This window comes from Streptomyces sp. SD15, assembly GCF_054462255.1.
The window spans coordinates 16497-38615 of the sequence record NZ_JBTLMO010000037.1; the positions used below are offsets into that span (position 1 = coordinate 16497).

19 protein-coding genes are annotated in these 22119 nt (G+C 70.5%); 13 read left to right on the forward strand and 6 right to left on the reverse strand.

Annotated elements, in window-relative coordinates; all coding sequences use genetic code 11:
• Nucleotides 1-25: 25 nt before the first annotated feature.
• The 3 genes from ACX28W_RS30425 (at nucleotide 26) to ACX28W_RS30435 (ending at nucleotide 3155) form a co-directional block, all read left to right on the forward strand.
• Nucleotides 26-817 carry a hypothetical protein gene (locus ACX28W_RS30425; RefSeq protein ID WP_459002981.1) on the forward strand — a complete coding sequence of 264 codons (792 nt, stop codon included), beginning with the start codon at nucleotides 26-28 and terminating at the stop codon, nucleotides 815-817.
• A gap of 392 nt (nucleotides 818-1209) precedes the next feature.
• Nucleotides 1210-1944 (forward strand): RNA polymerase sigma factor, encoded by a 735-nt coding sequence (locus ACX28W_RS30430; protein ID WP_459003046.1) that lies wholly within the window; start codon nucleotides 1210-1212, stop codon nucleotides 1942-1944.
• Nucleotides 1944-3155, forward strand: a complete 1212-nt coding sequence (locus ACX28W_RS30435) for a hypothetical protein (RefSeq protein WP_459002983.1) — start codon at nucleotides 1944-1946, stop codon at nucleotides 3153-3155. Before ACX28W_RS30430 ends, ACX28W_RS30435 begins: the two co-directional genes overlap by 1 nt.
• A 237-nt stretch (nucleotides 3156-3392) precedes the next feature.
• On the opposite strand, the gene ACX28W_RS30440 is transcribed toward ACX28W_RS30435, so the two are convergent.
• Nucleotides 3393-4238 (reverse strand): L,D-transpeptidase family protein, encoded by an 846-nt coding sequence (locus ACX28W_RS30440; RefSeq protein ID WP_459002985.1) that lies wholly within the window; start codon nucleotides 4236-4238, stop codon nucleotides 3393-3395.
• Between the two features lie 154 nt (nucleotides 4239-4392).
• Between ACX28W_RS30440 and ACX28W_RS30445 the strand changes: the two genes are divergently transcribed.
• The 4 genes from ACX28W_RS30445 to leuE all read left to right on the forward strand — a co-directional run bounded on the left by ACX28W_RS30445 (nucleotide 4393) and on the right by leuE (nucleotide 7263).
• Complete coding sequence (locus tag ACX28W_RS30445) at nucleotides 4393-5973, forward strand: acyl-CoA mutase large subunit family protein (RefSeq protein ID WP_459002986.1); 1581 nt, start codon at nucleotides 4393-4395, stop codon at nucleotides 5971-5973.
• A gap of 65 nt (nucleotides 5974-6038) precedes the next feature.
• Nucleotides 6039-6311 (forward strand): type II toxin-antitoxin system Phd/YefM family antitoxin, encoded by a 273-nt coding sequence (locus ACX28W_RS30450; protein ID WP_459002987.1) that lies wholly within the window; start codon nucleotides 6039-6041, stop codon nucleotides 6309-6311.
• On the forward strand, nucleotides 6308-6559 hold the full coding sequence (locus ACX28W_RS30455) for a type II toxin-antitoxin system RelE family toxin (protein WP_459002988.1): 252 nt from the start codon (nucleotides 6308-6310) through the stop codon (nucleotides 6557-6559). Before ACX28W_RS30450 ends, ACX28W_RS30455 begins: the two co-directional genes overlap by 4 nt.
• Nucleotides 6560-6606: 47 nt before the next feature.
• Nucleotides 6607-7263 carry a leucine efflux protein LeuE gene (gene leuE / locus ACX28W_RS30460; RefSeq protein WP_459002989.1) on the forward strand — a complete coding sequence of 219 codons (657 nt, stop codon included), beginning with the start codon at nucleotides 6607-6609 and terminating at the stop codon, nucleotides 7261-7263.
• 4 nt (nucleotides 7264-7267) lie between these two features.
• Here the strand turns inward: leuE and ACX28W_RS30465 are convergent, their stop codons facing one another.
• Nucleotides 7268-8686 carry an FAD-dependent oxidoreductase gene (locus tag ACX28W_RS30465; protein WP_459003047.1) on the reverse strand — a complete coding sequence of 473 codons (1419 nt, stop codon included), beginning with the start codon at nucleotides 8684-8686 and terminating at the stop codon, nucleotides 7268-7270.
• An 89-nt stretch (nucleotides 8687-8775) separates the two neighbouring features.
• Here ACX28W_RS30465 and ACX28W_RS30470 point away from each other — a divergent pair, with 89 nt between their 5' ends.
• Nucleotides 8776-9465, forward strand: a complete 690-nt coding sequence (locus ACX28W_RS30470) for a TetR/AcrR family transcriptional regulator C-terminal domain-containing protein (protein ID WP_459002990.1) — start codon at nucleotides 8776-8778, stop codon at nucleotides 9463-9465.
• Here the strand turns inward: ACX28W_RS30470 and ACX28W_RS30475 are convergent.
• Nucleotides 9354-10550: an acyltransferase family protein gene (locus ACX28W_RS30475; protein ID WP_459002991.1), complete on the reverse strand. Its 1197-nt coding sequence runs from the start codon at nucleotides 10548-10550 to the stop codon at nucleotides 9354-9356. The two genes, ACX28W_RS30470 and ACX28W_RS30475, sit on opposite strands and share 112 nt — an antisense overlap.
• Nucleotides 10551-10799: 249 nt before the next feature.
• Here ACX28W_RS30475 and ACX28W_RS30480 point away from each other — a divergent pair, with 249 nt between their 5' ends.
• The 3 genes from ACX28W_RS30480 (at nucleotide 10800) to ACX28W_RS30490 (ending at nucleotide 15512) form a co-directional block, all read left to right on the forward strand.
• Nucleotides 10800-12302, forward strand: coding sequence for a glycosyltransferase family 29 protein (locus ACX28W_RS30480; RefSeq protein ID WP_459002992.1), 1503 nt, complete (start codon nucleotides 10800-10802; stop codon nucleotides 12300-12302).
• Nucleotides 12299-14683 carry a glycosyltransferase gene (locus tag ACX28W_RS30485; RefSeq protein ID WP_459002993.1) on the forward strand — a complete coding sequence of 795 codons (2385 nt, stop codon included), beginning with the start codon at nucleotides 12299-12301 and terminating at the stop codon, nucleotides 14681-14683. The genes ACX28W_RS30480 and ACX28W_RS30485 overlap by 4 nt, the downstream gene beginning before the upstream one ends.
• A gap of 133 nt (nucleotides 14684-14816) precedes the next feature.
• Nucleotides 14817-15512: a class I SAM-dependent methyltransferase gene (locus tag ACX28W_RS30490; protein WP_459002994.1), complete on the forward strand. Its 696-nt coding sequence runs from the start codon at nucleotides 14817-14819 to the stop codon at nucleotides 15510-15512.
• Nucleotides 15513-15605: 93 nt separating this feature from the next.
• On the opposite strand, the gene ACX28W_RS30495 is transcribed toward ACX28W_RS30490, so the two are convergent.
• From ACX28W_RS30495 to ACX28W_RS30505, 3 genes are all read right to left on the reverse strand, one after another.
• Nucleotides 15606-16604 carry a class I SAM-dependent methyltransferase gene (locus tag ACX28W_RS30495; RefSeq protein ID WP_459002995.1) on the reverse strand — a complete coding sequence of 333 codons (999 nt, stop codon included), beginning with the start codon at nucleotides 16602-16604 and terminating at the stop codon, nucleotides 15606-15608.
• A 306-nt stretch (nucleotides 16605-16910) separates the two neighbouring features.
• Entirely contained in the window at nucleotides 16911-18242 is a 1332-nt protein-coding gene (locus tag ACX28W_RS30500; protein ID WP_459002996.1) for an alpha-2,8-polysialyltransferase family protein, read from the reverse strand.
• Entirely contained in the window at nucleotides 18242-19228 is a 987-nt protein-coding gene (locus ACX28W_RS30505; RefSeq protein ID WP_459002997.1) for a glycosyltransferase family 2 protein, read from the reverse strand. Before ACX28W_RS30505 ends, ACX28W_RS30500 begins: the two co-directional genes overlap by 1 nt.
• A gap of 198 nt (nucleotides 19229-19426) precedes the next feature.
• On the opposite strand from ACX28W_RS30505, the gene ACX28W_RS30510 reads away from it, so the two are divergent.
• Together ACX28W_RS30510 and ACX28W_RS30515 are read left to right on the forward strand one after the other, a co-directional pair.
• On the forward strand, nucleotides 19427-20782 hold the full coding sequence (locus ACX28W_RS30510) for a DUF6716 putative glycosyltransferase (RefSeq protein WP_459002998.1): 1356 nt from the start codon (nucleotides 19427-19429) through the stop codon (nucleotides 20780-20782).
• Nucleotides 20783-20814: 32 nt separating this feature from the next.
• Nucleotides 20815-22113, forward strand: a complete 1299-nt coding sequence (locus ACX28W_RS30515; protein ID WP_459002999.1) for a cytidylyltransferase domain-containing protein — start codon at nucleotides 20815-20817, stop codon at nucleotides 22111-22113.
• Nucleotides 22114-22119: the final 6 nt, after the last annotated feature.

Below are 22119 nucleotides of genomic sequence, written 5' to 3' on the forward strand. Positions count from 1 at the left end.
GGCAGTTTCAGGGATGGATCCGGACATGGGTGAGAGGCAGAACGGTGGCGGGACGCCCGCCCGTCGGGTCGCGCGCCCTGCGGGCGACGAGTCTGCCTTCGTGGAGCCGCCTGGGGGCGACGATCCTGTCGTCGAGGTGCGTCCCTCGGGTGAAGACCCAACCGTCGAGGTGCTGCTCGCCGCCGCCGTGCGCGGGCGTGTGGCGAGCGATGCCGGCGCGGAGGCGCGGGCCGTCGCCGCGTTCCGTGCCGCGCGCGACGAGGGCGCGCACGCCGTGCGACCCGCGCGCTCCCGGCGCCGCGACGACTGGCGGCCGCGGGAGCAGCGGAAGGCGGGCCGCCCGCTGCGGACCACGCTCGCCGTGCTGCTGGCGAGCCTGACGCTGGGCGGGGTCGCCGTCGCGGGCATCGGTTCGGTGTCGGACGACGGCGGTGCGGACCAGGGCGGGACCCGGCCGTCGAGCAGCGCCTCCACGGACGGGTCCGGATCCGAGCCCGCGAACCCGACGCCGTCCGACTCCGCCGGCCCCGGGCGGGCCGAGCCGGGCGGCCACCCGTCCCAGGCGCAGGACATGGAGGCCCACTGTCGCGCGTACGACGCGGTCAAGGGCCGGGGCAAGGCGCTGAGTTCTACGGCCTGGCAGCGGCTCATCGACGCTGCGGGTGGCGAGGGCAACGTCGAGACGTACTGCGCTGGGCAGTTGGACCAGGAGGCCGCCAAGTCTCCGGGCAAGGCGGACAGCGTCGACGGAGCCGGCAATCCGGAGAGCACGCCCAAGGCAACGCCGAAACCCAAGAAGTCCAAGGACAAGGACTAGTCCAAGGGCAAGGGTTAAGTAGTAGACCCGGTTCCGTGATGTCCAGGGAAGCAGCAGGTCCCGCCCTCGCCGATGGCAACGGCCGGGGCCGCCACCCCCCACAGGAGAGGCCCCGGCCGTCGCGCGGCACGGGCCGCGCGGCGGCCCGTACTCTCTACAGCGCCACGGCTGCGTTTTGTGTCACACCTCGTTCTGTCACGACGTAGTTGCAAGTTGTACGGACATGGACGAGGAGCTGTTTCAAGTCGTAACGTGCCTTTCGCGCCGGGGCGCGGAGGGCGGACCACCGCAAACCACGAGGGGCCTTAGACCGCAACCATCAATTGAGGAACCACGACGGCGAGAACCCGGTCCGCGAAAGCGGCGCCGGTTTAGGCGCAGAAGGGCACGCGGTGCTGGGGGACGACGCGGAGCTGACCGCCGCGGTGCTTGCGGCACAGGACGGGGACGAGACCGCGTTCCGGACTGTGTACCGCGCGGTGCACCCACGGCTGCTCGGATACGTACGGACGCTGGTCGGTGATCCGGACGCGGAGGACGTCACGTCCGAGGCCTGGCTGCAGATCGCCCGGGACCTGGAGAGGTTCAGCGGCGACGCGGACCGGTTTCGCGGCTGGGCTGCCCGGATCGCCCGCAACCGCGCCCTCGACCATATACGGATGCGCGGGCGCCGCCCCTCGATCGGCGGCGACGAGACCGAGCTGACCGGCCGGGCCGCCGAGTCGGACACCGCGGGCGAGGCCATGGAGGCGCTGGCCACCGACAGCGCCCTCTCGCTGATCGCGCAGCTCCCGCAGGACCAGGCGGAGGCCGTCGTCCTGCGTGTCGTCGTCGGCCTCGACGCCAAGACCGCGGCCGACACCCTCGGCAAACGCCCCGGAGCCGTCCGCACCGCGGCGCACCGCGGCCTCAAGCGGCTCGCGGAGCTGCTCGGCGAGGATCCGGCATCCCGTCGGGAATCGGACCCGGGATCCGATCCGGAACCCGATCCGGAATCCCGTCCGGGGTCTGATCCGGAATCCGCAGGCGCTCTCGGCGCTGTCCCCCCACAAAGAGAGTCGCGCACACGCGCGGTGACGTCCGCGGGTGTGACGCATACGCGTTCGCGGACGCAGAAGGACATGTGATGGCCGACGAGCACTACAAGTGGCTGGACCGCGAAGCCGCGGAGCGTCTGCTGCGTGGTGAGCCGCTGGATGCCGTCGACGCCGACACCCAGGGCCGGGCGGACCGGCTCGCCGAAGCGCTCGGCGCGCTGGCCGCCGAACCCGCCCTGAACAGCACCGAACTCCCGGGCGAGGCGGCCGCGTTGGCTGCCTTCCGCACGACGGGCACCGGGAAGAACGGCGAGGCGGCCGAGCTCGGCCGCCGCAGCCGCACGCATACCGCACCCCACTCCTCCGACGCCGGTCTGGTCCGTCTGGGCCGCCCGGTTCCGGGTGGTTCCCGGGCTCGTTGGGGCCGCCCCGTGCGCTTCGGGCTCGCCGCGGCGCTGGCCGCCGGGATGATCGGCGGGGTCGCTTTCGCGACCGGAACCGGAGTGCTGCCGACTCCGTTCCGTGACGACTCGCCGAATCCGGCCGCCACGGTTTCCGCAGCGGTGACGCCGGATCGGCCGCTGGTCTCGCCGTCGCCCGGAGCGACGCGGGCCGACGGCTCCGCGGTGCCGTTGCCCGGCGCGACCACGAGCGGGTCGTCCGGTTCCGGCTCCTCCACCGGCTCCTCCACCGGCTCCTCCTCCGGGTCCTCGGGGTCCTCGGGCTCCTCCGGCTCCTCGGAGGACGAGGCGCGCGGGGGTGCCACCGCGAGCGGACAGCCCGGCTCGTTCGGCGCGGGCGACTCGGGCCGTTCCTCCGAGTGGTGGAGCAGTGCGCGCTTGTCCTGCCGTGATGTCCTCGACGGCAAGGCGCTGGAAGCCGGCCGCAAGCGCGTCCTGGAGAACGCCGCGGGCGGCGGCGGGCGCGTGAAGGCGTACTGCAAGGTCATCCTGGGCCAGGCGGACGGCAGCACCGGCCAGGACCGGAGTGACCGGAGCGACCAGGACAGCCAGAGCGACCAGGACACCGGTGACGACGACCAGGATTCCGGCAGCGACTCCGGCGGGGACAGTGGTGGTGAGGACGACGCCCACCACATACGCCCGGGCGGCAATGCCCACCATGGCGACGGCGGGATCCTCACCCCGGCGTCGCCCTCGGCCCTGGCGTCGCTGCTGCCGCGGAAGCTGACGTCGCCGTCCCCGGTCGTGCCGTCGCCGGTCGTGTCGACGTCGGCCGCGCCGTCCCCTGCTGTCCCGAGCCCCTCGTACAGCGCACTGCCGCTGCCCTCGGCGGTCTGAGCTGCGGGAACCCTCTGCGACTCCGCTCTGACCTGCGGTTTCGTAGTTCCTTGAACTTTTTTTCGGCCGGGTGTGACGTTTTCGGCCGTCGTGGCGCAGTACTGGGTGAGCCGACTGGTCATCGGCCGCCGCACGGAGCCGGGGTTCCCCCCGTACCCATGGCTCAGTGCATACGGCGCGGGCGGGACACGTTCCCCCGGTCCCGCCCGCGCCCCCATTCACCCTCCGGGTCGGCCGTCACCAGTAGACGACGACCTTGTCACCCGTGCGGACCTGCGCGAACAGTGCCGCGATCTTCCCCTCGTCCCGTACGTTCACGCAGCCGTGCGAGGCGCCGTAGTAGCCGCGGGCCGCGAAGTCGGAGGAGTAGTGGACCGCCTGGCCGCCGCTGAAGAACATCGCGTACGGCATGGGTGAGTCGTAGATCGTCGACACATGGTGGCGGGATTTGAAGGAGACGCTGAACACCCCTTCGCGGGTCGGCGTGTACTGCGAACCGAACCGCACGTCCATCGTCGAGACCGTCTTCCCGTCGATCATCCAGCGCAGGGTGCGGCTCGCCTTGCTGACGCACAGCACCCGGCCCGTCATACAGCGCGCGTCCGGCCGCGCGGCGGGCTGCCCGCCGTAGGGGTACAGCTCCCACTGGGCCGGCTTGTGCGTCATCCGCTGCAGCCGCTGCCAGGTGACGGTGTCCAGCTCTCCGGTGCTCGGCAGACCCCGCTTGCCCTGGAAGCCCTTCACGGCGGCGACCGTCGGGGCGTCGTACGTCCCTGTCGGAGCGGCGATGAGCCAGGCGACCTGATGCAGCCGGGCCTGGACCTCGCGGACGTCGGTGCCCTTGTCGCCGCGGGACCAGAGGACCTCGGGGGCGGGTGGCGTCGGCTCGGCGCTCGGCTCGGTGCTCGGGGTGGTACTTGGGCCGGTGCTCGGCTCGGTGCTCGGCTCGGCGTCCTCAGGTGCGGTCGTGCGGTCGATCCGCACGGGCGGCTGCTTGCCGTCCGCGTCCACGGCCTGGGCCGTACAGCCGCCGACCGCGCCCACCGCGAGGAGCGCCGCGAGGGCGGCCAGCGATGTCCTCATGTCCCTTGTACGCATCCCGACCCCCGTTGTGTCGTCGTATCCCCTGAGATGCTCCCCGCGGGCGACTGGTTGCGAACTGCGGGATGCCGTGGGGAATGAAACTGTGGACAGGTCTGTGAGCAAGGAGTAGGCAGCTTCAGCGGGAGGCACGGCTATGGCGCGCGAATCCGAGTCCGGACTGCCCATCGAGCCGGTCTACGGGCCGGAGGTCCTGGAAGGCTGGGATCCGGCGGAGAGGCTGGGCGCGCCGGGCTCGTACCCCTTCACCCGCGGTGTGTATCCGTCGATGTACACGGGCCGGCCGTGGACGATGCGTCAGTACGCGGGTTTCGGTACGGCGGTGGAGTCCAACGCCCGTTACCGGCAGCTGATCGCGCACGGCACGACGGGCCTGTCCGTCGCCTTCGACCTGCCCACCCAGATGGGCCACGACTCGGACGCCCCGATCGCGAGCGGTGAGGTCGGCAAGGTGGGTGTCGCGATCGACTCCATCGACGACATGCGGGTGCTGTTCGGCGGGATCCCTCTCGACAAGGTCTCCACGTCGATGACGATCAACGCGCCCGCGGCCCTGCTCCTGCTGCTGTACCAGCTCGTGGCGGAGGAGCAGGGGGTGAGCGCCGACCGGCTCACCGGCACGATCCAGAACGATGTGCTGAAGGAGTACATCGCGCGGGGAACGTACATCTTCCCGCCCAAGCCCTCCCTGCGTCTGATCGCGGACATCTTCAAGTACTGCCGGGCCGAGATCCCGAAGTGGAACACCATCTCGATCTCCGGCTACCACATGGCCGAGGCGGGTGCCTCGCCCGCGCAGGAGATCGCCTTCACGCTCGCCGACGGCATCGAGTACGTGCGCACGGCGGTCGCGGCGGGCATGGACGTGGACGACCTCGCTCCCCGCCTCTCCTTCTTCTTCGTGGCGCGTACGACGATCCTCGAAGAGGTCGCCAAGTTCCGTGCCGCGCGGCGGATCTGGGCGCGGGTGATGCGGGAGGAGTTCGCAGCGAAGGACCCGAAATCTTTGATGCTGCGCTTCCACACGCAGACGGCGGGCGTGCAGCTGACGGCCCAGCAGCCGGAGGTGAACCTGGTCCGCGTCGCCGTCCAGGGCCTGGCCGCGGTCCTCGGCGGCACCCAGTCCCTGCACACCAACTCCTTCGACGAGGCGATCGCGCTGCCGACGGACAAGTCGGCGCGGCTGGCACTTCGTACGCAGCAGGTGTTGGCGTACGAGACGGACGTGACGGCGACCGTCGACCCGTTCGCGGGCTCGTACGCCGTCGAGAGGATGACCGACGACCTGGAGGCGGCGACGGTCGCACTGATGACGAGGGTCGAGGAACTGGGCGGTGCGGTGGCCGCCATCGAGCACGGTTTCCAGAAGGCGGAGATCGAGCGCTCCGCGTACCGGATCGCGCAGGAGACCGACTCCGGCGAGCGGGTCGTGGTGGGCGTGAACCGCTTCCAGCTCGACGCGGAAGAGCCCTACGAGCCGCTGCGCGTCGACCCGGCGATCGAGGCCCAGCAGGCGGAACGTCTGGCCAAGCTGCGCGCGGAGCGCGACCAGGCGGCGGTGGACTCGGCGCTGGCGGCGTTGAAGAAGGCCGCCGAGGGGGAGGGCAACGTCCTGTACCCGATGAAGGATGCGCTGCGGGCTCGGGTGACCGTGGGCGAGGTGTGCCATGCCCTTCGGGAGGTTTGGGGGACTTACGTGCCGAGTGATGCGTTCTGAGAGCTACGGCAGACTGCCTTGCGTTTGGGGCACCGTACACTGCTGCGGGTGTGTACAGTTCTCGCATGGAGACGTATCCGCTTGTGGAAGCGCGTAACCAGCTCGGGCAGCTCGTCGGCCGGGTCCGGCACGGGGGTGAGCACATCCTGATCAGCGAGTACGGCAAGCCCGCGGCTGCCCTGGTTCCGATAGAGGAGCTGGAGGAGCTCGAGCGTCTTCGTGATCAGGTTGACGTCGCCGAGGCGCGTGCCCGCGAGGCGGCTCCAGTCGGGCCGGCCATGACGCATGACGAGTTCATGGCCCAGTTGGAGGCCGAGGACCGGCAGGCCGAACGGTGAGCTACACCGTCGTGTGGGACCACCAGGCCATGGGAGAGTTCCGCCGTCTCCGCCAGGCCGATCCCGTGGGGGCGAAGGCGTGCGCGGCGGCCGTGCGCGGGTTAGGGGACTCCCCCAGGCCGGAGGAGGCGCGTGCCTTGGGTGGTTCCGGCTATTACCGGATGTCTGTCGGAGCCTGGCGTGTGCTCTACCGACCGGACAACGTCACCGTGACCGTCCACGTCATCAAGGTGGGCCGGGTCGCCTGAGACAACTCGGAATCCGAGTGTCGTACCCCCGTGCGACACTCTTTTCCATGTTCGGCGTCATCGATCTCCCCACATATCTGGCAGGTCTCGTCCTGATCGTCCTGCTCCCCGGCCCCAACTCCCTGTACGTCCTCTCTGTCGCGGCCCGCCGCGGCGTGCGCGCCGGATACACGGCCGCGGCGGGGGTCTGGTGCGGGGACGCCGTGTTGATGACGCTTTCCGCGGCCGGCGTGGCCTCGCTGCTGCAGGCCAACGCGCTGCTGTTCGGGATCGTGAAGTACGCGGGCGCCGGTTATCTGTCGTGGCTGGCCGTCGGGATGCTGCGGGCCGCGTGGGGGATGTGGCGGACCCGGAGGGAGCGGGTCGAGGCGGAGGCGGAGGCGCCCGCGAGTGCGGCCGCCGAGGAGCGGCCGTACCGGCGGGCGCTGGTCATCAGCCTGTTCAACCCGAAGGCGATCCTGTTTTTTGTCGCCTTCTTCGTGCAGTTCGTCGACCCGGCGTATGCCTACCCGGCCGTCTCCTTCGTCGTCCTCGGCGCGTTCGCCCAGCTCGCGAGCTTCCTGTACCTCAGCGCGCTGATATTCAGCGGTACGAAACTGTCGGCCGCCTTCCGTCGGCGCAAGCGGCTGTCCGCGGGGGCCACGACCGCCGCCGGCGCGCTCTTCCTGGGCTTCGCCGTGAAGCTCACGCTGGCCGGCGCCTAGCGAATCAAGGGGACTGGCGGACGTCCACGCGGGCCGCGTACTCCGCCAGTCCTTCCGCCGTCGCGCCCGCCCAGCCCACGTACCCGTCGGGCCGTACGAGGAAGACCCCGTCGCCGTACGCCTCGTGCGGCGGAATCCGGACCGTGGGGACGGGGAGCGGGGGCAGCTCCGTGTCCGTGCCGACCGTCAGCAGGGTCCAGTGCGGGCCTCGGAAGGTGTCGAAGAGCCGTCCGCCGTCGACGGCTGCGTCCGGTGCGCGGTCGCCCGCGAGGACCGGGCCCGGGTGTGTGCGGGTCTTCTGGGTGAGGGTGGAGTCCGGGTAGCCCAGGCCGAGTTGGCGGGTCGCCGCACCGCGCCGGACCTCGCCGCGGTGGATGCTCGTGGACAGGCCGAGCATGTCCGCGGCGATGGGGCGCCGCTCCTCCTCGTAGGTGTCGAGGAGCGTCTCCGAGGCCCCGCCCCGCAGCACCGCGCCCAGCTTCCAGCCCAGGTTGTACGCGTCCTGGACGCTGGTGTTGAGGCCCTGCCCGCCGGCCGGTGAGTGCACGTGCGCCGCGTCCCCGGCGAGGAACACCCGTCCCGCCCGGAAGCGGTCCGCCAGTGCTGCCCGCGGCCGGAAGTCCGAGGCCCAGCGCACCTGCGTCACGTCCTCGGGGGCGAGGTGCGAGCGGGCCGCGACGACCTTGCGGATACCGTCGAGGGAGAGGTCGGGGTCGCTCCCCTCCGCAAACCCGGCGACGAGCTGGAAGTCCTCGGTGCCCGCGAGCGGACAGATCGCGAGGAAGCCGTCGCCGTCCCCGCTCGGCGGAAAGACATGCCAGTTGTCGCGGTCGAGCCCGGTGAGGCGGACGTCGGCGACCAGCACCGGGCTGGGGTCCACGGTCTCGCCGGTCATGCCGATCCCGAGCGCGCGCCGCACGGCCGAACGGCCGCCGTCGGCGGCGACGGCGTAGCGCGCACGGACCGGAGCCCCTGAGGCGAAGGAGGCGGTCACCCCGTCCGCGTCCTGCGCGATCCCCACCAGCTCCCGCCCGAAGGCGACCTCTCCGCCCAGCTCCGTCAGTCGCGCGAACAGGATCTCCTGCGTGCGCCACTGCGGCACCATCCACGGCCCGGCGATCGGCGAGCCGTCGCTCGCCTCGCCCGCCTCGTCCGGGTCGAACATCTGATGCTCGCCCATCCGCTTTCCGTCCTGCCAGATCATCCCGACCGGGTAGTCGCCCCCGGCCGCGCGGATCGCGTCCAGCACCCCGAGGTCGTCGAAGACCTCCATCGTGCGCGGCTGGAGGCCCTTGCCGCGTGAACCAGGGAACAGCCGGTCGGCCCGTTCCACGACGAGCGCGTCCACCCCGCGCCGGGCGAGGTCGATGCCGAGGGCGAGGCCGGTCGGGCCCGCGCCCACGATCAGTACGTCCATGTCCATGGTCATCATGGCTCCCACCGCGAGTCTCCTTAACGCTGTTAAGTTCAGCCGTTTCCGAGAATGGCCTTAACGCTGTTAAATTGTCAAGTGTGAGCACGGAACGACGAGCGCCCCTCGACCGCAAGCGGGTAGCGGACACGGCCCTGCGCCTGCTGAACGACGTGGGCCTGGACGGCCTGACCCTGCGCGCCATCGCCAAGGAGCTGGACGTCAAGGCGCCCGCCCTGTACTGGCATTTCAAGGACAAGCAGGCGCTGCTCGACGAGATGGCGACGGAGATGTACCGCCGGATGACCGAGAGCGCGCCGATGCCCGCCGACGCGACCTGGCAGGAGCACCTCCTGGCGGCCGGCCGAGGACTGCGCGCCGCGCTGCTGCGTTACCGCGACGGCGCGAAGGTCTTCAGTGGCTCACGCTTCACCGGCACCGAGCACGCCGTCCAGATGGAGGCCGCCCTGCGCGCCTTCACCCAGGCCGGTTTCACCCTGGCCCAGGCGGTCCGCGCGAGCACCACCACATACCTGTACACCCTTGGCTTCGTCACCGAGGAACAGGGCGTCCAGCCCCTCCCGGACGAACGCCGCGAGGGCTACGACATCGAGGAACGCGCCCGTCTGATGGCCGAATTCCCGCTGACGGCGGCGGCGGGAGCGGAGCTCTTCGAGGACTACGACCGGCACTTCGAAGAGGGGCTGGCGCTGCTGATCTCGGGCGTCGGGGCGCGGTACGGGGCGGCCAGCGACCGGCGCAGCAGCGGCGTGGACCACTTCTCCACGTAGCGGTTGAGCAGCCACGCGAGGAGCAGCATCGTCGCCATGGTCGCGCCGAAGGTCGCCCAGGACGGGAGGCCGAAGTCCCGGTGGTAGAGCCCGGTCACGACCCAGCCCAGGTGTTCGTGGACCAGGTAGAAGGGGTACGTCAGGGTGCCTGCGACGGTGAGCCACGGCCAGTCGGCCCGGCGCAGCCGGCCCAGCGCGACGGCGAGGACCGCGGCGAAGCCGAGCGTCACGATCAGGATGATGACGGCGGCCGAGCGGTAGGAGAACGGCTGGGGGTGGTAGTCGCTCGAGAGACCGGTCACCGCGTAGTGCTGGCCGGTCAGCCAGCTCACCGCGACGATGCCCCACGCGGTGACGTCCCGTCGGTCGAGGTGCAGGAGGTAGATGCCCATGCCGCCGATGAAGTACGGCGCGTGCTCGGGCATCAGGGCCTGGCTGAGGAACGGCTCGTGGGCGGCGTGCGCGAGGGCAGCCGCGAGTGTCCACGCCGTGCAGAACAGCACCACGCGCCGACGGTTCGCCCCCGGCAGTACGACGCACAGCGCGAACAGCGCGTAGAAGCGGACCTCCACCCACAGCGTCCAGCACACGCCGAGCACCCGGTCGGCGCCCAGCGGCTGCTGAAGCATCGTCAGGTTCACCAGCGCTTCGCTGAAGGACACCGTCTTGTACGCCACGCCCGGTAGCGCGAACACGGCCGTCACCAGCACGACCGCCACCCAGTACGCGGGGAGCAGACGGGAGGCGCGGGACGCGAAGAACGACCCGAGCGGTCGGCCCCAGCCGCTCATGCAGATGACGAAGCCGCTGATCACGAAGAAGATCTGGACGCCGAGGCAGCCGTAGGCGAACCACGAGTGCAGCGTGGGGAACTGGTCCTTGGGTGAGGATCCCCAGGCTCGGGTGACCTCGCCGCCCCGGCCGCCGTAGTGATAGGCCGCCACCATCAGCGCGGCCACCAGCCGCAGCCCGTCCAGCGCGCGCAGCCGGCCTCCGGGGGCCTTCACGGCCGAGGTGCCCCGCCCCTCCCTGGGGGCGGTCACGGTGGGATGCGGTTTTGGTGTCCTCACGATCGTTTCGGTCACGCCGGTACCCCCGTAGTGCGCCACGGGCTCTGTTCGCGCACACCTGGTCGAATATGATGAAGACGGAAAAAGCGGATGTTTGCGACAACTCTAGGACGCTAATCGACGACTTCTGTTCATCGAAGCCACGATTTGCCCTCCGGCCGCAAGGGGTTCACCTTCACGTCGTATTGACTTCTTACTGTGCTCCAACCCACTCGCGCCTTGACGCAGCTTCACCGACTTCGCCAGACCCAGAGCAGGAGCACCATGACGACGGTTCGCAGCAGATGGTCTCGTTCCCGGCCAGGGGGCCTGACATCGCCGCCGACGGACGCCGGCCCGCCGACCGCCGAGGCCACCCCCGCCGAGCTGGACGAATGCCTGCGCGCATGCGCCGCGCACAGCGGCAAGCTCGTGGGAAGCCTCGACTCCAAGCGCGTGCAGCTGGCCGAGCAGCTGCGGCGGATGCTCGCGCTCTGGGCCGCCGACCAGCAGCCCGCGCCGACCGCGGCGAGCAGCCTGCTGAGGCGCGGCACCAAGGGAGCGGTCGGCAGCAGCCTGAGCAACGAACTGCTCGACGCGCTCCTCGCCGTCGCCAACAAGGCGCTGGAATGCCGCTACGACGACGAGCTGAACCTCGCCCTGCTCATCAGCGACACCGTCCTGACCCAGCGCAAGAACTCCCGGGCCGGCTGGCGGCTGCGCGGCCGGCTGCTGGAGGCCATGGGCCGCCCGGCCGCCGCGGTCGACGCCTATGAGCGCTACGTGGGCCTGACCACGGAGGACGGATTCGGTGTCCGCGCCAAGGTCGCGGGGATCCGTCACGCGCAGGAGCGGCGCGCGGAGCTGCTCGCGCTGCTGGAGCGCGACGTCCCGACCGCCGCGCAGTTCAGCTCGCGGCCCGCGACCGACGTATGGGCCGAGGGCCTCCAGGCGCACGCCGACGGTGACTGGGACGGCGCGCAGGCCCGCCTGGTCGGCGCGCTCGTCGCCATGGACCGCACGGAAGCCCCCGAGCAGGACTTCCAGGAAGCGCTCAGCCAGTACGTCGACCTGCGCACCGGGGTCAACCTCCGGCCCACCCCCGAACTGACCCAGATCCTGGGGCTCTTCGCCGAGCAGCGCCGCAGCCGGATGCGCGGCCCCCTGGAGGACCCGCTCTTCGGCGGTACCCAGTGGCTCAGCCTCGGCGAGTTCCGCAACCAGATCGCCGGGAAGTCCATCTGCCTCATCGCCAACTCCGGCAAGGTCGGCGAGAGTTCGATGGGCTCCGAGATCGACTCGTACGACCTGGTCGTGCGCTTCAACTCGTACCGCATCGACGCCGCCCACACCGGCAAGCGGACGGACATCCACGTGTCCATCCACAAGCACGGGTTCAACTGGGAAAAGCCGGTGACCACCCGGCTCGTCTTCGGCGGGATATCCGGCGACTGGAAGTACTCCCTGCGCAACCGGCTGGTGCCGGGCGCCCAGAAGTACCTGGGTGACGAGTCGCTGCGCTGGCCGCTGCGCAACATCGGCAGGCTGGGCGCCGACAAGTGGCCCGCGATTCCCACCAGTGGCTTCAACATGCTCTGGATGCTCGACTTCCTCGACGTCAGCCCCACCCTCGACCTGATCGGCTTCGACTTCTACGAGAGCGGCGCGTACCGCATCGACGCCGCCATGAAGATGCCCATCACGTCCGTGCACGAATACACCAGCGAGAAGGCGTGGGTCATGGAACGGGCCCAGAGCGTCTCCGGCATGAGGATCTCCCTGCGATGACCGCGACCCACATACCCGCCCCCGGTTCCGCCTCCGGTTCCGTCGCCGCGGGCAACGCCGCCGCGACCGGCCTCGCGACACCGGCCGCCGACCAGAACTCCGCCCGTGATCTCACCGGCAAGCGCCGCATCGCCTTCGCGAGCTTCGTCGACGAGAACTACCTGCCCGGGTTCCTCGCCCTGCTGCGCTCGCTCGCGCTGTCCAACCCGGGCGTGTGCGAGGACTTCATCGTCCTGCACGACGATCTGCGCCCGTCCTCCGTGGCCCGCATCCGCGCACTGCACCCGCGCATCGAGCTGCGCCGCGTCGACGCCGACCACTACGACACGTTCGCCAAGGGCGACCAGGACAACTACCTGGTCCGCAAGGCGTACTTCATCCTCGACGTGTTCCGCATCCGGGACTACGACACCATCATCACCCTGGACACCGACATGGTGGTCCTCAGCTCGCTGTCCGAGCTGCTCTCGCTGCGCGAGGGGCTCGCGGCCGTACCGCAGTTCTTCTACGGCCAGCACAAGCTCAACAGCGGTCTGCTGGTCATCCAGAAGGAATACCTGACCGACGAGTTCTGCGCGAAGATCGACGAGGTCGGCCGGGCCGGCAGCTACGAGCTGGACAAGCACGACCAGGGCATCCTGAACGCCGTGCTCGACGGCGACTTCGTCCGCCTCGACCCGCGCTACAACTTCGTCAAGCGCCGGCTGTCCGGGGACCTCCCGGTGCCCGAGGACACGGCCATCCTGCACTTCACCGGCCGGCACAAGCCCTGGCAGGGCGGCGAGGCCGGATACAGCCAGGCGCAGGAGCGCTGGGCCGAGTTCGACATCGACGACGCCGAACTGCACGCCACCTACCTCACCCGCTCCGGGGGCCTGCACCACGACCTGATCGTGCACTACGGCACCCCGCACCTGGAGCGCACCGGCGACGTCGACACCGCCCGCAAGGTCGCCCTCGCGCACATCGGCGCCGGTGACTACCAGGCCGCCGTCGACATCATGGAGCGGGTGCACATCCCGGTCGACGAGGCCTGGCCGCACGAGGTCTACGGGCACGCCCTGATGAGCGTCTCCCGCTACGAGGAGGCCAAGGCCCAGTTGCTGCTGGCCACCTCCGCGCCCAACCGTGCCGCCACCGCCTTCGCCCGGCTCGCCCAGATCTCCTGGGTCCACAACGAGGACGCCACCGCGCAGAAGTACGCGATGGCCGGTCTCGGCGTCGACCCCACGCACCGCGCCAGCCGCCTCTGGCAGCAGCGCACCATCGGCATGCCGACCCAGCAGCAGAGCAGCCCCGAGGACCAGCTCGCGCACGTCGCGTTCTTCATGGACCGTCAGGGCAACGCGGGCGACAAGCTGCTGCCGGAGAGCGTCCGCCTCGCCTTCGATCCGGACACCACCGCCCGCCGCTGGCACTCGGTGCACGCCCACCGGCTGTTCGACGAGGCCGCCCTGGAGCGTGTCAACGCCCGCCGCGGCCTGGTCATCGGCGGCGGCGGCCTGTTCATCCCGGACACCATGCCCAACGGCAACAGCGCCTGGCAGTGGAACGTCCCCGACGACCTGCTGAACCGCATCGACGTGCCGATCGCGGTCTTCGCCGTGGGCTTCAACGCCTTCGACGGCCAGTCCTACCGCGCCAACCGGTTCCGGGATTCACTGCGGCTGCTCGTCGAGAAGTCCGCCTTCTTCGGGCTGCGCAACCACGGCTCGATCGAGAAGGTGCGGGCCATGCTGCCCGCGCACCTGCACGACAAGGTGCGCTTCCAGCCCTGCCCCACCACGGTCACGCGCCAGCTGGTCGACGGCTGGCAGGACCCGGCCGGGCGCGACGACACCATCCTGATCAACGCGGCCTACGACCGCGCCGGTCTGCGCTTCGGCCACGACTACGCCTACTTCCTGGCGCAGATGGCGGAAGCGGTGCGCGGCCTGGGCAAGCTGGCCGAAGTCCAGTGCGTGGCCCACTCGCTCGACGACGAGAAGATGGCCTTCGACCTGCGCCGCGAGCACGGCATCTCGATGCCCGTCATCCCGATGTACGACTTCGAGAACGACGAGATCCGCGACCTGTACGCCCGCACCAAGCTGGTGATCGGCATGCGCGGGCACGCCGGCATGATCCCGTTCGGCTGCGGTACGCCCATCATCAGTCTCATCTCGCACCCGAAGATGGCGTACTTCCTGCGCGACATCGAGCGGCCCGAATGGGGCGTGTCCGTGCACGACCGCAACCTCGCCGCGGTACTCGTGGAGCGCGCGCAGGGCCTGCTGGCCGACCACGCCGCGACCGTCGCCGACGTGCACGGCCGTCAGCAGGAACTGTGGAAGGCCACCGAGGCGAACGCCGCGGAGCTGCGCACGATCCTGCGCGGCTGATCCACAGCGGACCCGCTCGTCGACAACGCCCCCGCGGCCAACCCGGCCGCGGGGGCAGGTGCGTTGCTCGCCGGTGGTCGCACCGGCAGGCTCGGGAGGATGGCGTCCCCGCACAGTCCCGCACAATGGAGCGATGAACGACGGTGCTTCGCCGACAACGGCCCAACCGCCGCCCCGGTTGATCAAGGACGACGAGCTGGCCGGCCATTCCGTGGTGGCCAACAGCACCATGAACCGAGAGCGGGTCCTGACCGGCGTCAACAGCAATACCCGCGAACTCGGCTTCGCCCCCGCCGAGTTCCTGAGCGGCCACGGCCCCGCCCCGTCCTGGCTGGACCTGTGCAGCGGAGAAGGGCTCGCCCTGCGCGCGGCGGCGCAGCGGCTCCCGCAGGCCGTGATCACCGGCGTCGACCTGGTCGGCCCGCTGCTGCGGGCCGCGCTGCCCGACGGCCTCGAACTCATCACCGCCGACCTCGGCCGATGGTCCCCGGCGCGCCGCTACGACCTGATCACCTGCGTCCACGGGCTGCACTACATCGGCGACCGACTCGCCCTGCTGGAACGGGCCGCCTCCTGGCTCACCAGCACCGGCCTGCTGGTCGCCCATCTCGACCCCGCGACGCTGCGGCGTCCCGACGGAGGGGACGCCTCCCGCCCGGTCCTGGCGGCACTTCGCGCCGCCGGCTTCGCCTACTCGGCCCGTCACCATCGCCTCAGCCTGCGAGGCGGTCGCTCCATCACCCTGCCCTTCACCTACCTCGGCGCCGACCCGCACGCCGGCCCCAACTACACAGGCCAGCCGGCCGTGGCGTCGTACTACCGCGGGTGATGGGCGCATCTGGGCCCACCCCGGCGGCCGTGGACAGGCCTCGCCGAGGTCGCCGGTGGCCCAGATGTGCCCCGCCTGGTCAGCGTCCGCGCTTCACCGGCGTACGGCCTTCCTGACCAGCCGCTTGATCCTCGCCACCGGGGAACGGCGGCCAGGGGCGGCCTTCCGCTCCTGCACGGCGGCCTTTCTGAGCTGCTCGAAGTGGTCGGCGCGGGTGCGGCTGAGGTATTCGTCCGAGGTGAGCGGCTTGGCGATCGACCAGGCCTGCTTGTGCCGGCCGTCGTAGTGCGCGACGTACGCCTTGGCCAGTTCCAGTACGGACTTGAAGGGGATCCCGCCGGTGTGGTCGCGGTCGATGCGCTCCTGGACGGCCGAGATCAGCGCGAGCTTCTCGTCGAAGGTGAAGCTGTCCTCCGAGATGGCCTTCAGCACGTCGTCGGGAATGGGCTTGATCACCTCGAAGGCGAGCGTGGAGCGTATCGGCGGCCCGGCGATCTCGATGTACGGCAACAGGGCGCCCGTGCTGTAGTGCAGCCAGGGCAGCCGGGGGCCCGCGAAGTCCTGGTGCAGGACGACCGAGCCGGGCCGCAGCCGGGTCAGGAAGCGCTCGGAGACACAGCGGAACACCCGGGCCGTCTTGGCTATGTCGATGTGCAGGAACTCGACGGGGGTGTGGTCGTCGGGGTCGGAGGTCTGCCAGAGGTCGCCGGCGTGGATCTCCAGGAACGGCAGGAACGGCTCGAGCCTGCCGCGGAAGTCGTTCAGGAACGAGTTGTCGCCCTCGGGCTTGGCGCCGGAGGTGAAGAACTTCTCGGTGGCGAACGTGCCCTTGCCCACGTGGAAGAAGTCGTACGCGTGCAGCTTGCCCGTGCGCTCGTCGAAGACAGGGCTGTCGCGCAGGCCGAGGGCGAGGGCGTAGGTGGAGCCGCCGCCGCCGGAGCCCAGCTCCACCAGCCGGTCCTTGCCCGCGAGGTGATGGCGTCCCAGGAGATACAGGAACCGCAACTCCCAGCTGCTCACTTGGGAGTACGGGATCGTATCCGGCAACTCGACGTCGTCGATGAGGGGATAGAGCCGGCCGAGGTTCGTCATGAGTGCCTCACGGAGTCGGTTGGTTTATTCCTCTGCTGACCTGAATGCGCGATCCTAGGCGGCGTGAAAGCCGTCCCACCAGGGAATCAGCGGATCAACTCGACGACGTGCCGGTGTTTCATCACCTGTTCCCGGTTGTTCACCTGGGCTTCGCCGGATCCGGGCAAATCGGGCAGCCGTGGCGGGGTCGCGGGCGTACGGCAAGAGTGGGCGTACGGCAAGAGTGGGCGCGTACGGCAAGAGCGGGTGGATCGATGAGGGATCCACCCGCTCAGGGGCCGGTGCGCCGCTCTCCGGCGCTCGCGCTCAGCGGCGTACCGCCTTGCGGAGCGCACGCGCCTGCCGCACCACCCGTCGCGCCGTGGCGTTGCGGGGCAGGAAGGCCAGCCGCTCCGGGATGCCGCCGGGCAGTCCGAGCGAGGTGAGCCGCTTGCGCTTGAAGTAGCGCTGGATGCGCGGGCCGTAGTAGTCGGAGAGATAGCGCTCCGCGGCCGGGCGCAGGGCCCAGTAGATCTGCGGCTGCTGGGTGAAGCCGACCGTGGTGATCAGATTGGTCAGCGTGTCCGCGGCGAGGGTGTCGCGCTTCTTCTTGGTGTCCAGGTCCGGCAGCAGCGCGTCGGCCAGGACGACGGGGACGCGGTTGCTGTTCTGGTACGGCGACAGCCGCTCCAGCAGCGGCTCGGTGCCGATACGGGCGACCGGCAGCTCGTAGAAGACGGAGGCCGTGAACAGCGCGGTCGAGAAGCAGCCGACCACCAGTGCGGGCGGGGCCTTCTCGTACAGCACCTCGGCGAGCACCGGTGTGTCCAGGAGGGTGAAGTCCACGCCGAGTTGGGCGGCCTCGGTCTCCAGGGCGCGGCTGTAGCGGGCCGGCGCGGTCGGGTGCGGCTTGAAGACGATGGAACGGTGCCCGCGGGCGACCGCCCCCCGCAGCATCCGCAGATGCAGGTCCTCCTCCTCCTGGGCGGAGAGGATGTTCAGCGCGGACAGATACTGGCCGAGGAGCAGCGCCGCGTTGTCGGGCAGGGCCGGCAACTCCGCGACGGTGCCGCCCAGCCGGCTCAGCACCTTCAGGAACGCGTCCGTCGGGACCACTTCTGCGGGCGCGTCGAACTCGGTCAGCAGCATCGGCGTCAGACCGGGCACCAGGTCCAGGTGCAGCAGCCGCCGCACGCGCGTGCCGACCAGCGGGTCGATCTTGTTGCGGGTGGGGCCGTAGCTCATCAGCCCGTCGGCGTAGACGTCGATGGGAGCCCCGAGGAACATCTGGGCCAGCGTCAGCGCCGGGCTGACCTGGATGGACTCCATGACCAGCTCCACCCGGTCGTCGCCCAGATCCCACAGCAGCCGCAGATAGCGCTCGAACAGGGGGAGGTCGTCGGGGCGCGGGGCCCAGGCCCCCGGGTGGAAGGGGTGGATGGCCTCGTTGAAGGACAGCACCCCGTCGAAGTGCTCGCGCAGCGTCGCGAAGCCCGGCATCTCGTCGACGGCGGGCGTGGTCTCGGGCGTCGCGGAGTTGTTGAACACCAGCAGCAGACGGCGGTCCGCCTCGGCGAAGCAGTCGGACTCGAGGGCGGCGGCCAGGGTGGCGGCGCCGTACAGCGTGGAGGCGCAGAAGATCTGGGTGGTACGAGGCATCAGGCGGCCGCCTTCGCTGTGGTGACCCGGCGCCGCAGCCGCCGCAGCTTGGAGGCACGGGTCAGGTCCATGGTGTCGAGTACGTCGCCGAGTGCGTCCTGCGGCATGCGCTTTATGGCCGCCGAGCTCATCACCCGCAGCCGCTTGGCCACGTCCGGCTCGAACTTGTCGATCTCCGAGAGGTGGTGGGCGATGATCGCGCAGTACGTCCGTACCGCCTTCGGCAGCAGCCGGTCGGCGTCGGCGTCCTTGGCGGTCTCCTCGACGACCTGGTCGAAGGCGCGGATGAAGTCGAGCTGGCGGACGTCGCCGATCTGCGTGAGGGAGGAGGCGACTCCACGCCGGTAGAAGACGCCGAGCAGGTTCACCACGGCGAACGACTCCGCCTCGCGGTGCAGCTTCCAGATCCACGGCCGGTCCTCGGCCGTGCGCAGGCCGTCGGTGAAGTGCAGCAGACCCCGGTCGAGCAGCCGGCGGTGGTAGGCGCCGGCCCAGGCGTAGGCGTAGTCCACCGAGGTCGTGCGGTCGGCGGGCAGGATCGCCTCGCGCGGGTTCATCACCTCGTTGCGCCGTCCGTGCGGGGCCCGGTGCACGGAACGGGCGCGGGCGGTGGCCTGCACATGGTCGGTGCGGATGAAGTCGCAGCCCAGCTCATCGATGGCCGCCACCAGCTCACCGATGTACCCCGGAGCGAGCCAGTCGTCGCCGTCGAGGAAGGTCAGATACTCGCCCGTCGCCGCGTCGAGGCCGGTATTGCGCGCGGTGGCGAGCCCGCCGTTCTCCTCGCGACGGATGTAACGCACCTGAGCGACATCCGACAGTTCGTCGGCCGCGCGTTCGAGAATGGCGGGCGTTTCATCTTTTGAATAATCGTCCACCAGGACGAATTCGATGTCGCGCCGCGCGTTCAGGCGAAGACTTCTGATGTTGTCCGGGGCGTATTGCTGCACGTTGTAGAACGGCACGATCACGGAAATCTTTGGCACCTGCGAAACCCTAAGAGGCGGCCCCGCAGCGGAACTTGCCGATGGCTGTACGGAGGGTGAACTCGATGTGTCGGAACGGTGCATCCCGTGTACTTTCTAGGCTTTGACGAGCCAGTTCGGCTTCCGGTGATGTTCTGTTAACTTTCCGTTGAGATGCGGTTGGGCCACAACTAGAAATTGCTTCCTAGCGTCTGTGTCGTGCCACTAAGTACAACGAAGCTCCCGCGGATCGCGGTACTCGCGGACTCGGACACCCGCTGGAAATGGGGTGCCCTGACCGCGGCCCGGATCGCTCCGGGCCCGTCCATCGAAGCCGGACCGCGGGGCGACACGCAAGTTGCCCCCACGGCCCCGGCCCTGGATGGGTTCCTGCTGCGCGGACGGTCCACACCCACGGCCCGCCAACTGGCGGAAGTGGGCGTGCGCACCGACTCCCTGCGGGAGGTCACGGCCGTCGAGTTCCTGCGCGCCATGGAGCAGGAGTCGTACGACATCGTCGTCCTCGCCCTCGTCGGCGGCGGCGTCCAGGCGATGCTGCACGGCCTCGGCCGGGTCTGGGAGGGTCTGGAGAAGCGTCCCGTCGTCGTCACCGGCTATGTCGGTGTCGTCTACGAGAAGCTCGCCGACGGCCTGCTGCTGCGGCACGGCGCGGACCTCGTCCTCGCCAACTCGCGCCAGGACGCCGACCGTTTCCGCGCCGTGTACGAGGGGGTCGGCGCCGATGCCTCGGCGGTCACCGAGGTGGCGCTGCCGTTCCTCGGCGGCAAGCCCTACTCCGGCGAGAACGACCCGTACACGGTCGTCTTCGCCGTGCAGCCCTCGGTCCCCGAGAGCCGCAAGGACCGTACGTACCTGCTGAACCGGCTGATCCAGCACGCACGCAAGCACCCCGAGCGCGAGGTGCTGCTGAAGCTCCGCTCCAAGCCGGGCGAGCACACCACGCACATCGAGGAATCGCCGTACCAGAAACTGGTGCAGGGCAAGGACGTGCCGGACAACTTCCGGCTCGTGTACGGCCACATGGGTGAGGTGCTCGACCGCACCGACCTGCTGGTGACCGTCAGCTCGACGGCCGCGCTGGAGGCGCTGCACCGCCGTATCCCCACGGTCGTCCTGACCGACCTGGGCGTGCGCGAGGTGCTCGGCAACCACCACTTCGTGGGCTCCGGCTGCCTCGCCTCCTGGGACCAGCTCGACGCGGGCCACCGGCCGGCGCCCGACGCGGAGTGGGTGGCCCGGCAGGGAGTCGCGGCGGACGGGGCGTACGAGACCGCCTTCGACGCGGCGCGGGAGCGGATCACCAAGCTGCTGGCCCGGTCCGGGGGGATGCCGCCCCTCACCCCGTACTACACGACCGTCACCGCCCCGGGCTATCTGCCCGGCATCCTCGCCCGCCACCACCTCGCCCCGGACGGCATTCCGCTGCCCGGAGCGCCCGCCGCCGACAAGGAGCCGGGCCCGGTGCGCCAGATCGTGCGCCGCGCGGCCCGCGGCGCCTACCGCCACGGCGTGCAGCGCGTGGCCCCCGTGATCCGGCGGATGGGGGAGCTGTGAACGCCCCGAATCCCTCGCAAGGAGCCCAGAACATGTCCAACCCGGAAGCGGGCCAAGGCGCTTCGGTGCGCCGGGTGCTCGCGGTGATCCCCGCGCGCGGCGGCTCCAAGGGCGTGCCCGCGAAGAACCTCGCGCCCGTCGGCGGCGTCCCGCTGGTGGTGCGCGCCGTGCGCGAGTGCCGCGCCTCCCGGCTGGTGACGGACGTCGTGGTGTCCACCGACGACCAGGCCATCGCGGCCGCCGCCCGCCAGGCCGGCGCCGAGGTCGTGCTGCGGCCCGCCGCCATCGCCGGTGACACCGCCACCTCCGAGGCCGCCGTCCTGCACGCCATGAGCGCCCACGAGGCCCTGCACGGCGCGCCGGTCGACGTGGTCCTGCTCGTGCAGTGCACCAGCCCGTTCATCGTCCGCGAGGACATCGACGCGGTCGCCGCCGCGGTCGTCGAGAACGGCGCCGACACCGCGGTGGCCGTGGCGCCCTTCCACGGCTTCATCTGGCGGGACGCGGCCGACGCCCCGGCGGTCGTGGACGCCCAGGCCACCGCGGCCGTGGGCGAAGCGGTCGCCGCCGCCAACGCCGGCGTCACGGCGGGCGGCTACGGCGTCAACCACGACAAGTCCTTCCGCCCGCGCCGCCAGGACCGCCCCCAGGACCTCCTGGAGACCGGCGCCGCCTACGCGATGGACGCGGCGGGCTTCCGCGAGCACCAGCACCGCTTCTTCGGCCGTACGGAGCCGGTGCGCACCGACCCGGCCCGGGTGCTGGAGATCGACGACCCTCACGACCTCGCCCGCGCCCGGGCCCTCGCGCCGCTCTTCGACGCGGACCGGCCCGGCGCCCTCCCGACCGCCGACGACATCGACGCGGTCGTCCTCGACTTCGACGGCACCCAGACCGACGACAGGGTGCTGATCGACTCCGACGGAAAGGAGTTCGTCTCCGTGCACCGCGGAGACGGCCTCGGCATCGCGGCCCTGCGCAACAGCGGCCTGAAGATGCTGATCCTGTCCACGGAGCAGAACCCGGTGGTGGCCGCCCGCGCCCGGAAGCTCAAGCTCCCGGTGCTGCACGGCATCGACCGGAAAGACCTCGCACTGAAGCAGTGGTGCGAGGAGCAGGGCATCGCGCCTGAGCGCGTGCTCTACGTCGGCAACGACGTCAACGACCTCCCGTGCTTCGCCCTCGTCGGCTGGCCGGTGGCGGTCGCGAGCGCCCACGACGTCGTGCGCGGCTCCGCACGCGCGGTCACCACCCTCCCCGGTGGCGACGGCGCGATCCGAGAGATCGCCAGCTGGATCCTCGGCCCCTCTCTCGACTCCCTCGACAAGTAAGGAACG

Bases quoted from the DNA above. Each gene is read 5' to 3' on its own strand.
- ACX28W_RS30425 (WP_459002981.1), top strand. From the start codon at position 26: ATGGGTGAGAGGCAGAACGGTGGCGGGACGCCCGCCCGTCGGGTCGCG.
- ACX28W_RS30435 (WP_459002983.1), top strand. From the start codon at position 1,944: ATGGCCGACGAGCACTACAAGTGGCTGGACCGCGAAGCCGCGGAGCGT.
- ACX28W_RS30440 (WP_459002985.1), bottom strand. From the start codon at position 4,238: ATGAGGACATCGCTGGCCGCCCTCGCGGCGCTCCTCGCGGTGGGCGCG.
- ACX28W_RS30445 (WP_459002986.1), top strand. From the start codon at position 4,393: ATGGCGCGCGAATCCGAGTCCGGACTGCCCATCGAGCCGGTCTACGGG.
- ACX28W_RS30450 (WP_459002987.1), top strand. From the start codon at position 6,039: ATGGAGACGTATCCGCTTGTGGAAGCGCGTAACCAGCTCGGGCAGCTC.
- leuE (WP_459002989.1), top strand. From the start codon at position 6,607: ATGTTCGGCGTCATCGATCTCCCCACATATCTGGCAGGTCTCGTCCTG.
- ACX28W_RS30465 (WP_459003047.1), bottom strand. From the start codon at position 8,686: ATGGACATGGACGTACTGATCGTGGGCGCGGGCCCGACCGGCCTCGCC.
- ACX28W_RS30480 (WP_459002992.1), top strand. From the start codon at position 10,800: ATGACGACGGTTCGCAGCAGATGGTCTCGTTCCCGGCCAGGGGGCCTG.
- ACX28W_RS30485 (WP_459002993.1), top strand. From the start codon at position 12,299: ATGACCGCGACCCACATACCCGCCCCCGGTTCCGCCTCCGGTTCCGTC.
- ACX28W_RS30490 (WP_459002994.1), top strand. From the start codon at position 14,817: ATGAACGACGGTGCTTCGCCGACAACGGCCCAACCGCCGCCCCGGTTG.
- ACX28W_RS30495 (WP_459002995.1), bottom strand. From the start codon at position 16,604: ATGACGAACCTCGGCCGGCTCTATCCCCTCATCGACGACGTCGAGTTG.
- ACX28W_RS30500 (WP_459002996.1), bottom strand. From the start codon at position 18,242: ATGCCTCGTACCACCCAGATCTTCTGCGCCTCCACGCTGTACGGCGCC.
- ACX28W_RS30515 (WP_459002999.1), top strand. From the start codon at position 20,815: ATGTCCAACCCGGAAGCGGGCCAAGGCGCTTCGGTGCGCCGGGTGCTC.